Genomic DNA, 11,490 nt, shown 5'->3' with positions numbered 1-11,490 from the left:
GCTCGGCGTGAGGCCCTGCAGGTGTGGGTGAACCACTACAACTACCATCGGCCTCATACCTCCTGCGGAGACGCTCCTCCGGCCTCACTGGCACCGACCCGAGTCAACAACGTCATGCCCTCCTACAGCTAACCCGCTAAGCTCTTCAACAGCCGTATACCGAGACCACCGACGAAGGGACCGGTCCACCCATGAAGGGCATCATCCTCGCCGGGGGTACGGGCTCGCGCCTGCACCCGATCACCCACGGCATCTCCAAGCAGCTGGTCCCCGTGTACGACAAGCCGATGATCTACTACCCACTCTCCACCCTGATCCTGGCGGGCATCAGCGACATCCTTGTCATCACCACCCCGCACGACGCTGAGCAGTTCCAGCGCCTGCTGGGCGACGGCTCGCAGTTCGGTATCTCACTGAGCTACGTGCAGCAGCCCTCGCCGGACGGGCTGGCCCAGGCCTTCATCCTCGGCGAGGACCACATCGGCGCCGACCACGTCGCCCTCGTCCTCGGGGACAACATCTTCTACGGCCCCGGCATGGGTCAGCAGCTGCGTCGCCACACCCAGGTTGATGGCGCCACCGTGTTCGGCTATTGGGTCGCCGACCCCACCGCCTACGGCGTCGTCGAGTTCGATGCCGCAGGCAAGGCCGTGTCCCTGGAGGAGAAACCGGCCCAGCCCAAGTCGAACTTCGCCGTGCCGGGCCTCTACTTCTACGACAATGACGTCGTCGAGATCGCTAAGGGGTTGAAGCCCTCGGCCCGCGGCGAGCTGGAGATCACGGACGTCAATCGCACTTACCTCGAGCGTGGCACCCTGAACGTGGAGGTCCTGCCCCGCGGAACGGCCTGGCTCGACACGGGCACCTTCGGCGACCTCAACGACGCCTCCAACTTCATCCGCACCATCGAGTCCCGACAGGGCCTGAAGGTCGGCTCCCCCGAAGAGGTCGCCTGGCGCCAGGGTCTGCTCACCGACGACGAGCTCCGCACCCGCGCCGAGCCCCTCTTGAAGTCCGGCTACGGCCGCTACCTCCTGGATCTGCTCGAATCCCGTCGCTGACCCTTTGCCGGTCTCCTAGAGAACCGGCATCCGGTGTGCACCCTTCCCTTCAGCTCAGAGGTAGTCGCGGGCGAAGGGCGCTGAACCGTTCGATGTATCACCGTTGGATGAGGGCCCCGCTCTTCATGTCCAAAGGGCTCTAAATCCACAGCGCCAGAACGACGAAAAGGGCCAGGTCGACACGGTCACCGGTAGTCCTCCATATTTGGCGTCAACTCGGGGCGGGCCTCAATCTTGTCCAGATACTTCAGCTGCAACGGCTCGAAAACATCAGCGCCGAGCCCGATCCAGGTGATCGGGTAATCACCCTCATAACCGAAAGGATCGGTCGACGGATGTCGTTCCAGGTCGGCCCGGTAATAAGAGAGGCGCCGCTCGATTTCAGCCAGCCACTCCGCGGTGAAGGGCGTGCGGGGACGCGCCGCCAGGGCCCCGATCCCGACAACCCGATGGAAGTGGTGGCGCACATCATCACCCAGGGGACCATGGATGTTGTCGACCAGGTCGGAATTGATCTCAGGGTATCCAACCACCCACGGCCCGTCGGAAGCACGAACGCTCAGGACGGGGTCGGCCATGCCAGCACCCATTGACTTGATATCCGCATAAGCACCACCGTAATGATGCAGAAAGTAAGCTCGAAGATAGTCCGACCGGTGCGGCAAGGAAAGGTGCGGGTATGCCTCGTGGAGCGGATGCGCCGGGACGATGAACCGATGGAGATTGGATGGCGTGACGAGAGTGAGTTCGAGCTCCGGATTCAGTTCCTTCAGCGTATCCAGGCTATGCATGCGGTTGACCGTCATCGGATTATCCCCAGCCCACACGCACCAGAGTCGGCGCTGCGCGATCGCCCCGTCTTTCGTCCATCCTTCAGGCGCTGAACGATGGAGGAAGAAGTCGAAGGGAAAGAACCCCCGCGCGTCCTTGTAGCGACCCAGGTCAAAACGGTAGGGACGGACCCGTGCGACCCCCCTCCATACATGACCACGCAAACGGATACGGGTCGGCCTCGCCCACTTTTGGGCCAAGAATAAGCCGTGTTTACCCTGTCGAATCATGGCAAGCAGCCCCGCTCGGGACATTGAGATCAATTGTGCCTCCTCTACAGAGGATAATGGATAAACGGTCAGCCGCGCCGCCGTCGAAAAGACTCAAGAACCCGGCTTCCATGATGCCATTTGCGCCGGCCGATCCACCCGCCAATGTGCGCGTCCACTCTTCTGGTCTCTTCCAGACGCATGGCCCGGAACTCAGCCGAACCTGACGTGGTCCCCATGGTCGTGCTAATGCCAGAGTCCAGGATGACGACGGGCGGCCGACGCGCACTCCAGAACAGCCAGTCGTCGCCTCCCCAGATTTTCAGGTCATCAGGAATTGGGATGTAGTCCTTCCGCCTCAGCGCCATGAACACGCCGTACCCCAAGGTAATGTGCGCGTGGGTTGCCAGTCGCACTCGGCGAGAACCGCCGCGATGATGGATGTCTGCACCAACGAGTCCGACCCAAGGACGCGAGAGCAACTCCGACGCCAGATGAAGCAGGCTGTTCGGCATCTCGATGTCGTCGTTGACGATCGCCACAAGACGACCTCGGGCCTCACGCACACCCAGGTTCCAGGCCGGATTGACGAAGATGTTATGGCCCTGCTGCAACACACGTACACGGGGAGATGCCCATTGAAGCGGTGCACTGGCATTGTTGATCACAATCACTTCCAACACCCGGGGATGCTCCGCCAACTGGGCCACGAGAGGGCGCAGCTCAGCGGACCTTTGAAGCGTGGGGATGATGATGCTGAACTGGGGTTCGTCACGGCTGGACATGCCATGAGGTTACCGTCAAGGGGATCTCTAGGACGTCACACCTGCTGTGAACTCGTATCGTCGTCGCTCACCTGGCGAAGAAGCCCTCGGACGCGCTCTCGAAAATGGGGTTCCGCGAACTGCGCGACGTAGTCCTTCATGGACGCCGTGTCGAACACGGTCGCCTGCACTTGAGAGATTCCCGCTGCCACGTCATCCACGCTTGACTTCTCCACGAACACCCCGTTGACACCTTCCACAATGGTGTCCAGGTACCCGCCGGCCCGTAGGGCGACTGTCGGCACACCCCACGCGCTCGCCTCGAGAGGTGTGATCCCGAAGTCTTCGTGGCTGGCCGCGATCAGAGCTGTCCCGTGGGCATAGGCCCAGCGCAGCTGCGCCTCGGTGAGGTCCTGGGCGAAGACCACGCCCGGCCCTGCCATCGCGCGCAGACGCGCTTCCTCCGGCCCCTTGCCGATCACCAGCAGGTGCTGCCCCGTGCGTTCGGCGGCGGCGATCGCCACGTCCACGTGCTTGTAGGGCATCAGGCGGGCCACGGAGAGGAGGTAACCTTCCTCGGCGATCTGCTCGGCACCGGGGATTGGCTCCCGCGGCCCGTCCGTGCTCACCGAGTGGGGTGGGAAGACGAGGTCAACGTTGCGGATCCCATACACCTCCTCAATCCGCTGCTTCACCACGGTCGAGTTCGCCACGTACCGCGTCCGCCGGCGTTGCGCCGCCTGATCCCAGGCCTTGAGCCCCGGCCGCAGTGCGCGGGCCACGCGCCCCTTGAGGCTCTTCTGCTCCTCATCACCCAGGTAGTCCTCCAGCAGGTAGACCCACCGCGCCGGCGTGTGGCAGTAGACGAGGGTGTCCCCCGCGTAGCGGAACCCGTGGGCCCATCCGGACGTGGACACCACCGCCAGCGGCTCCTTCACCCGCATGAGGGACGAGGCCAGCGGCAGCAGGGGCAACGCGCGCCGGGGATCCTTCCGCAGCACCCCCACGCGGTTCAGCGGCGAGGTGATGATCCGAGCGTTGCGGAACTCGGGGAAGGTGCCCTCCGGGTCGTAGAACGTCGTGTAGATGGGCGCGTCCGGCCACATCCGGTGCAGGGCGAGCACCACCCGCTCTGCCCCGCCCTTCTGGGTGAGGTAGTCGTGGGCGATGGCGATCGTTGCGGGAGTCTGTTCCGACATCGTGTCCCCTCAGATGGCCCGTTGCGCGCGGTGGGGGCGGGTGCGTCCGGTCTCCGCGGCGGCTTCGACCTGCAAGGCGATCAGTTTTCGTGCGATCGGGGCTGGCAACACGGCAGCGGCACGCTCGACGACGGCAGAGCTGTACTGGATGGTGCGCTCCGTGCTCAGAGCAGCCACCGCCCGCACGGCGGCGCCCCACGGCCCACCCGGGGCGCGGTCCCCGCCGAGTGCGTCCGCCCCGTGCTTGGCGATGAAGATCTGCCGGGCGGACCCGGAATGCAGAGCCCGGCGCGCCTTGGTGTAGGTGGTGACCGCCGCCGCGTGGTGGCGGGTCTCCAGCTCCGGCAGGATCTCCACCGGATACCCGGCGGCATGGAGCCGGTAGCCGAAGTCGACGTCCTCCCAGCCATAGCGGCGGTAGTCCGGGTCGTAGCCACCGAGCTCCTTGTGGAGGGCGCGGGGGACGGACACGTTGCCGGCCCAGTGCCGCCACTGCTGCTCCGCCGGAAGGGCGTAGGCATGTCGACGGTGCGCTTCGTCCTGGGCGTCACCGTAGACGCGCTGATAGGCGGAGTCCGGGAGGACGTTGGCCGTCAATCCGATCACGCCGCGCTGCACGTCGTCGTGCGCGGCCACGTGGTCCCGGATGTAGTGAGGCCCGGGCTCCAGGTCGTCGTCGGCCCGGATGAGGATGCGGCCGGACGTCGCGTCGGCGCCGGCGTTGAGTGCGGCGACCCGTCCGCGGTTCTCCCGGAAGACGGTCCAACTCAGGTCCAGGCCCGGATGTTCTGCGGCCAACTGGGCGAGCACCGCTTCCGACCCGTCCACATCCCCGTCCACGACCACGTGGACCTCGAACGGCGGGGCGTCCTCCTGCGCGGTGAGGGCGCCGATCAGGCGCGGCAGCCGCTGGGCTCCGCCCCGGCTGGGGACGATCACGCTGGCCTCGGGGGTCAGGGGCGTCTCGGTCATGAGTCCTCCGCGGGGATCATAGGGACAGGTCATCCAGGAGCTCGGCGACGGCGGCGCGGCCGGCCTCGGGAGAGAACAGCGACGCCCAGCGGTGCCGCTGGGAGTGGGCCACCTCGCCCAGATCGACCGCGCGTACTGCCCGCAGGCAGTCCGCGAGCGCGGCGGCGTCCCGCTGCGGAACAACGAAGGGGTGATCGCTGCCGACCACCTCGGGAACGGCCCCCGCATCGGAGGCCACCACCGGAACGCCCGCGGCCATCGCCTCGGCCGCCACGAGGCCGAAGGACTCCGCCCACTGCGACGGCACGGCCAGCACGTCCACGGAGGTCAGGAACTCGCCGGTGTCCTGCCAGCCGAGCACCTGGACGTCCTCACCGGCTGCCTTCAGGGCGGTGGCGAGCCGCTCGGCTTCGTCCTCCGCCACGAATCGGCTCTCCCCCGCGACGCGGAACACGAAAGCACCCGGGTCGGTCTTCCGCAGCAGTGCGGCGGCCTCCAGCAGGGTGACGATGCCCTTGTCCTCGGACAGTCGGCCGAGGAAGCCCACGGTCACCGGCTCATCGGCATCGCGGGCCCGCCCTTCCTGCGGCGTCCTCGGCCCCGGAACCCAGTTGTAGAGCACGCGGGCCCCGCGGATGCGGTTCGCCGCGAATCGGGACGGCACGAGGACCGCGAGCGCGCCGGGGCGCGCCAGGGCGGAGAACACGCGCAGAAGCGGCTTCTCGGGCACCTGGTGCAGGTGCACGATCCGCCGTGGCCGGCCGGCCAGCGCCGTGGCCGGCAGCAGCCCGTTGCACCACGCGACGTCGTCCTTGCCTCGGCCGCGGTCCCAGGCCCGGAGAGCACGCATGTACCCCAGGCGTCCGGGCCCGCCCACGCGCGCCACGTCGAAGCCGTCCGCGGCCAGGCGATCGGCGGTCTCGGCCGGGTGGGCCGGGGCCACGACGCCCACGTCCCGCCCCAGCTCGCGCAGCGCCGTGGCGAGGTGGTGCAGCATCACCTCGCCGCCGCCCACCTCGCCCTGGTTCGCCAGGATCCAGATGCGGCCGGTCATCGGGCCGGCTCCAGGGATCGGGGATGTCCGGTCCGCGCTTCCACGACGGAGCGGACGCGGGTCAGCCCCCGCTTGGCCGCGCGGCCGAGGTGCTCCTCGCCGTACTTCTGCAGGGCCCAGGCGAGCACGGAGACCACGGCCAAGGCCACGAGCATGGCCATGTTTCGGCCTACGTACGGCCAGAGCGTGTGGATGAGGATGTATCCGGGGATGGCGTGGAGGACGTAGAGGGAGTAGCTGATCTTCCCGTACCACTGAATAGGGGCCAGGAGCAGCACGGACGTCCTCTTCCGCAGCATCACCGTGACTGCGAGGAGCACCACCACGAGGACCTCGAGGGTCAACGGCATTCCCCGCATGACGAACGTGCTGCCCACCGCGGACACCGCGGCCGCCGCGACCCAGCCGCGGTGCTGCCCCGTCTGACGCGCGATGTACAAGGCCATCCCCAGCACGAACAACGGGGCGTACTCGGCCACGGTGGCGTTGTTGAGGAGCTTCACCCACAGGGGGTCCCGCTGAGGGTTCGAGCCCACGTGCGGCGCGGTGAAGGACACCACGCCCCACGAGATCACCGACCACGCGATGCTCCCCCACAGCACCACGCGGTCCGAGAGGCGACAGCGCGTGAGATACAGGAGGATCAGGATGATCACGTAGAACTGCATCTCCACCGCGAGCGTCCAGTAGACGTCCACCACGTTGTCCACGCCGACCCACCGCTGGACCATCGTCAGGTTGACGAGGGCCTGGCCCCACGTGAAGGGGAAACCGGGCACCGGGTGCAGGAGGAGCAGCACCACGGCGAACACCAGGGAGATCCAGTACGGCGGGTAGAGCCGGGCCGCCCGGGAGATGGCGAAGTCGCTCGGCCGGTTGGCCCGCCGGGCGGACATGAAGATGACAAACCCGGAGATGATGAAGAACAGCTGCACGCCCGCGGCGCCCCATTCGAAACCGTGGAACGGCGGTGGGTCCTCCGGGAAGTGGCTGTTGTGTTGAGCCGCATAGTGCGAGAACACCACCGCCAGCGCGGCGACCCCCCGGAGGCCATCCAGCTCCCGGAACCGGGGTCCCGGCACACGCTTCTCGGCCGGGGCCACCGAGGCCGCCCCCGGCTCGTTCGGGCTCGCCGCGGTCATCGGTGCCCGCCCTTCCCCACCCGGCGCCCGAGCACCTCGAGGGTCGCCTCGGCGGTCGCCCGGGCCATCGTCTCCACGTCGCCCACGCGCACCTCGCCCGGGCCCTCGGCGGCGGCGCGCACGACGGCGTCGGCGATGGCCGCCGGAGTGGTCTCGTGGACCAGGCGCTCGGGCGGCAGGATCTCCCCGTTGCCGCCCACGTCCGTGGCGACGGCGGGCAGGCCGGCGGCCGCGGCGTCGAGCAGGGTGTAGCTGAGGTTCTCCCACGCCGAGAGCTGCACCAGCACGTCGTGCTCGGCCATGGCCCCCCACGGCTCCACGAAGCCGGGCAGGTCGACCGCATCCGCGACACCGAGCGCCTCGGCCTGGGCGCGCAGCTGCCCCTCCAGGGGACCCGAGCCGGCCAGCGTCAACCGCGTCCCGGGGTCCCGGTCAAGCAAGGCGGGCAGTGCCGCGATCAGCCGGTCGAGGTTCTTCTCGGGCGCCAGCCGGGACAGCGAGAGGATCCGCAGCCCCTCCCCCGGTGTGCGCCGCTGCCCCGCGGCCGCGGCCCGCACCGCGGGCACGTCCACGCCGTTGCGCACCACGGTGAGGGGCACCCCCGCACCCCACTTACGCCGGAGCACGTCCGCGGTGGACTGCGCCACCGCGATCACGAGGTCCGTGCCGCGCAGCCGGGCGCGGTGCGCGGCGTTCTTCACCCGGGCCGCGGCAGCCCGGTTGTACAACCCGTCGTCCGGGGCGATCCCGTGCTCGGTGCTGAACAGCGCCGGCGCACCGGCCCGCCGCAGGGCCCGCCCCGTGCCCAGCGCCGTGAAGGCCGCGAGGTCGGCGTAGGCCAGGTGCGTGTGGACCGCGGCCGGGCGCAGGGTGCGCACCGCCGTCCGGAGCGTCCGCACCGAGGCGGCCAGGCCGGCGTCGGGCCCGACGTCTCCGGTGAACACCGCCGCGCCCTGCTCGCGCAGGCGCTCGGCGAGCGGCCCCTCGGGGCAGAGCACCGCCAGACGCAGGCCGGGCAGGCCCACGCGCGCGACGTCGAGGACGTGCCGGGCCACGCCGCCGAGGTCGGCGACGGGCACCACCCAGAGCGTCAGCGGGGCCGGAGTGGTCCTCGCGGCCTCGGGGATCACAGCCACTGCTCCAGGCGGTCCAGGGCCGTCCAGAAGCCCTCGCCGTTGTTGATGTGGCCCTGCCAGATCTCCGGGATGAAGCTCACCCCGGGGGCCAGGCGGTCCAGTTGCTCGCACAGCACGGGCCAGTCGACGTCGCCCTCGCCGATCTGCGGTCCCTCCCCGTCCACACCGGTGGCGTCCACGAGGTGCAGGTGGATGGTGTGCGGGGCCAGCTTCTCCACCATCTCAGAGAAGGGGATCCCCAGGAACGTGGCCGAGAGCTTGGAGTGGGAGATGTCCAGGCACAGGGGCACCCCCGTAGCCTCCACGAACGCCACGGTGTCGTCCGGGTCCATGAAGAGGTTGTGGTACTGCTGTCCGCCCATCAGCCACGGGAACGGCGGCAGCGTCTGCGCGGCGATCCGGATGCCGGAGGTGTCCAGGCGCTGCACGGCCTCGGCGATGCGCTCGTACTTGGGCAGCCGCTCCTCCGGGCGGATGTGCCGGTCCAGGGTGAACCCGCCCATGGTGATGACCATGATGGGCTCCTCCTCGTGCGGGAACCAGCGCTTCAGGTCCCGGGTGATGTCGATCGTGCGCTGCACCTCGGCGATCGAGCGCTCCCACACGGCGTCGTCGTCGCTGGCCAGGTCCACGAGGAAGTCACCGGAGAAGATGTCCGGCAGGTGGGTGGTGAAGCCCATCGGCATGGGCTCGCTGAACACCGAGTCGATGTCGATCTCGAGGTCCTTGTAGGAGAAGTGGAACTCCAGGAAGTCCGGGGTGCAGTCCTTCGTCAGCGCCTCGACGTCGTGGTAGCGCACCGGCAGGCCCCAGGGGCGCCGGAACTGGAACTGGCGCCCGGTGGGCACCGTGTCCGTGAGGTCGCCGGCGAAGAAGAAGTCGCCCTCGGCCATCTCGCGGTGCAGCGTGCGGCCGACCAGACGCGGCAGCTCGTTGGGCTGCAGGCCGCGGCCCGGGGACTTCACGGTCACGTCGTCGGCGGTGATCGTGACGCCGGCCTGCAGCGGGCGGGCCGCCACCAGGGACTTGGCCAGGTTGATGCGGTTCATCGCCTCGCCCGTGGAGACCACACGCTCGGTCCCGACGCCGATCGACTCCTCGATGTCCCGGGTCTGCCGGACCATCTGCTCGAACTCCTCAGGCAGCAGGGAGACCTTGTGGTCGTTGCCCTCGAGCCCGCGGTCCACGGTGAAGTGCTTCTCGATGATCGAGGCCCCGCGGGCCACCGCGGCCAGGGCCACGTGGAAGCCGCGCTCGTGGCCCGAGTAGCCCACCGGCGTCTGCGCGATCTCCGCGAGCCGGTCCAGGTAGGCCAGGTTCACGTCCTTGTAGGGGGCGGGGTACGTCGACTGGGCGTGCAGCATCGCGAAGGGGACGCCGAAGGAGCGCACGAGGGCCACCGACTCGCGGATCTCCTCCTCCCGGGACATGCCGGTGGAGAGCACCATCGGCAGGCCGGAGGCGGCCGCGTCCCGCAGCAGACCGTGGTTCGTCAGGTCCGCCGAGGCGATCTTCACGCCGTCCACCGGGTACTCGCGCAGCACCCGCATGGACGGGGCGTCCCACGGGGTGCACATCAGGGCGACGCCGGCGTCCCGGACGTGGTCGAACACCCGCACCATGTCCTCGGCGGAGAGCGAGAACTTGGCCAGCTCGTCCAGGGTGCGCTGGGCCCCCAGGTCCTCACCGGCGGTGGCCGCACCGGACTGCCGGTACAGGGCGTCCATGTCCCGCAGCTGGAACTTCACCGCGTCCGCGCCCGCCTCGACGGCCAGGTCCACGAGACGGCGGGCCAGGTCCACGTCGCCCTGGTGGTTGTTGCCGATCTCGGCGATCAGGAACGCCGGGTGGCCCTCCCCGATCCGGTGCCCGCCGATCCGCAGCTCCGCCTCCCGGTTGATCGCCAGGGCCGTCAGGCGGCCGCGCTCGTCCAGCAGCGGCAGGTGCAGCGCCCCGGCGGGCAGGGCCTCGCGCATCTCGGCCGGGGAGGCGCCCAGGGGCGCCGTCGCCGGGTCGCGATGGGCGACGTCGGCCGCGGCCACGTTCAGCGACGCCTCCGGCTGCGCCACGAGCCAGCGGCGCACGTCCCCGTCCGTCAGGGAGCCGACGAGGAAGCCGTGGGAGTCCACCACGAACACGGTGCGCTCGCGGTTGTCGGTCATCTTCTGCAGGGCGGCCAGGAGCGAGTCCTCGGGGAAGACGAGGTAGGGGGTGAGCCTGCGTTCGATGATCACTGCGCGCCTCCGGGGGTGCGGTTCGGGCCGGTGGTGGGGGTCTCGGCGGTGCGCGGGGCACCGAGGTCGGGGTGGTGCTGGAGCACCTTCTGGACCGCCAGGTACTGGTCCATCTGCTGCTCGGCCAGGGCGAAGTCCAGCTCGGTGTCGATGTCCACGCCCTCGAGGTCGTCGAGCTCCAGCATGCCGATCCGGCCGCCGAGCCGGTTGTGCAGCCGGTCATAGACCCAGGGGCGCGTCACATACAGCGAGCCGTTCTCTCGGAACCGCAGGTCGGCGCGCGACATGTCCTGCCGGCGCTTGCGCGCCGTGACGTCGAAGTCCGGGATCGGCTCCCCGTCGGGGTCCTCGGCGTGGCGCCACAGGAACGGGGACACCGGGACGACGCCGACCAGCGAGTCCACCCCCGTATCCCGGAACTGCCGCACGGCGCGGTCCAGGGTGCCGGGCAGGCGGAGCGGGCTGGTGGCCTGGAGGAGCATCACGCCCTCGGGTTCGACGCCGGCCGCGCGCTCGGCCGCGAGCACGTGCTCGATCACCGGCTCGGTGGGGGTCGAGTCCTGGGCCAGGTGGGCCGGACGCAGGCCCGGCACGTCCGCGCCGTAGCGGAGGGCGACCTCGGCGATCTCGGCCGAGTCCGTGGAGACCACCACGTGCAGGTCCTCCTCCGCCTCGAGGGCGGCCTGGATGGTCCAGGCCACGAGCGGGTGGCCGCCCAGGAGACGGATGTTCTTGCCGGGCAGCCCCCGGGACCCGCCGCGCACGGGGATGACGCACAGGATGCTCACGCGGTCTCCTTCCAGACGTGTTCGGCGATCGCGGCCGCGGGGTCCGCGGTCGCCGAACACGTCTGGAAGGAGACCGCGTGAGCATCCTGTGCGTCATCCC

Annotated in this window: 11 protein-coding genes; 2 read left to right on the top strand and 9 right to left on the bottom strand. The window is 69.3% G+C overall.

What is annotated here, in order from left to right:
- Together J1M41_RS11865 and rfbA are read left to right on the top strand one after the other, a co-directional pair.
- On the top strand, positions 1-132 hold a 132-nt coding region (locus tag J1M41_RS11865; RefSeq protein WP_148111513.1), incomplete at its 5' end, for an integrase core domain-containing protein.
- 59 nt (positions 133-191) lie between these two features.
- Positions 192-1,061, top strand: a complete 870-nt coding sequence (gene rfbA / locus J1M41_RS11860) for a glucose-1-phosphate thymidylyltransferase RfbA (protein ID WP_113914019.1) — start codon at positions 192-194, stop codon at positions 1,059-1,061.
- A gap of 185 nt (positions 1,062-1,246) precedes the next feature.
- On the opposite strand, the gene J1M41_RS11855 is transcribed toward rfbA, so the two are convergent.
- The 9 genes from J1M41_RS11855 to J1M41_RS11815 form a co-directional block, all read right to left on the bottom strand.
- A complete protein-coding gene (locus tag J1M41_RS11855; RefSeq protein WP_158530778.1) occupies positions 1,247-1,867 on the bottom strand; it encodes a glycosyltransferase in 621 nt (206 codons plus the stop codon).
- A gap of 323 nt (positions 1,868-2,190) precedes the next feature.
- The gene (locus J1M41_RS11850; protein WP_113914017.1) at positions 2,191-2,886 is read right to left on the bottom strand and encodes a glycosyltransferase family 2 protein; all 696 of its coding nucleotides are present in this window, start codon (positions 2,884-2,886) and stop codon (positions 2,191-2,193) included.
- A gap of 35 nt (positions 2,887-2,921) precedes the next feature.
- Positions 2,922-4,064, bottom strand: coding sequence for a glycosyltransferase (locus J1M41_RS11845; protein ID WP_206451829.1), 1,143 nt, complete (start codon positions 4,062-4,064; stop codon positions 2,922-2,924).
- A 9-nt stretch (positions 4,065-4,073) separates the two neighbouring features.
- Positions 4,074-5,036: a glycosyltransferase family 2 protein gene (locus tag J1M41_RS11840; protein ID WP_206451828.1), complete on the bottom strand. Its 963-nt coding sequence runs from the start codon at positions 5,034-5,036 to the stop codon at positions 4,074-4,076.
- A gap of 16 nt (positions 5,037-5,052) precedes the next feature.
- Positions 5,053-6,090: a glycosyltransferase family 4 protein gene (locus tag J1M41_RS11835; RefSeq protein WP_206451827.1), complete on the bottom strand. Its 1,038-nt coding sequence runs from the start codon at positions 6,088-6,090 to the stop codon at positions 5,053-5,055.
- Positions 6,087-7,232, bottom strand: a complete 1,146-nt coding sequence (locus tag J1M41_RS11830) for an acyltransferase (protein ID WP_206451826.1) — start codon at positions 7,230-7,232, stop codon at positions 6,087-6,089. Before J1M41_RS11830 ends, J1M41_RS11835 begins: the two co-directional genes overlap by 4 nt.
- On the bottom strand, positions 7,229-8,368 hold the full coding sequence (locus J1M41_RS11825) for a glycosyltransferase (RefSeq protein WP_342214111.1): 1,140 nt from the start codon (positions 8,366-8,368) through the stop codon (positions 7,229-7,231). Before J1M41_RS11825 ends, J1M41_RS11830 begins: the two co-directional genes overlap by 4 nt.
- Complete coding sequence (locus J1M41_RS11820) at positions 8,359-10,602, bottom strand: N-acetylneuraminate synthase family protein (RefSeq protein ID WP_206451825.1); 2,244 nt, start codon at positions 10,600-10,602, stop codon at positions 8,359-8,361. The genes J1M41_RS11825 and J1M41_RS11820 overlap by 10 nt, the downstream gene beginning before the upstream one ends.
- On the bottom strand, positions 10,599-11,390 hold the full coding sequence (locus J1M41_RS11815; RefSeq protein ID WP_170747888.1) for an acylneuraminate cytidylyltransferase family protein: 792 nt from the start codon (positions 11,388-11,390) through the stop codon (positions 10,599-10,601). Before J1M41_RS11815 ends, J1M41_RS11820 begins: the two co-directional genes overlap by 4 nt.
- Positions 11,391-11,490 lie beyond the last annotated feature (100 nt).

It is taken from the genome of Micrococcus sp. KRD096 (assembly GCF_017168495.1).
GTDB classification, from domain to species: Bacteria; Actinomycetota; Actinomycetes; order Actinomycetales; family Micrococcaceae; genus Micrococcus; species Micrococcus luteus.
This window is presented reverse-complemented; position numbering and strand designations above follow the sequence as displayed.

Excerpts from the sequence above, each read along its gene's own strand:
- J1M41_RS11840 (WP_206451828.1), bottom strand. The coding sequence starts at position 5,036 with ATGACCGAGACGCCCCTGACCCCCGAGGCCAGCGTGATCGTCCCCAGC.
- J1M41_RS11855 (WP_158530778.1), bottom strand. The coding sequence starts at position 1,867 with ATGACGGTCAACCGCATGCATAGCCTGGATACGCTGAAGGAACTGAAT.
- J1M41_RS11845 (WP_206451829.1), bottom strand. The coding sequence starts at position 4,064 with ATGTCGGAACAGACTCCCGCAACGATCGCCATCGCCCACGACTACCTC.
- J1M41_RS11830 (WP_206451826.1), bottom strand. The coding sequence starts at position 7,232 with ATGACCGCGGCGAGCCCGAACGAGCCGGGGGCGGCCTCGGTGGCCCCG.
- J1M41_RS11850 (WP_113914017.1), bottom strand. The coding sequence starts at position 2,886 with ATGTCCAGCCGTGACGAACCCCAGTTCAGCATCATCATCCCCACGCTT.
- J1M41_RS11835 (WP_206451827.1), bottom strand. The coding sequence starts at position 6,090 with ATGACCGGCCGCATCTGGATCCTGGCGAACCAGGGCGAGGTGGGCGGC.
- rfbA (WP_113914019.1), top strand. The coding sequence starts at position 192 with ATGAAGGGCATCATCCTCGCCGGGGGTACGGGCTCGCGCCTGCACCCG.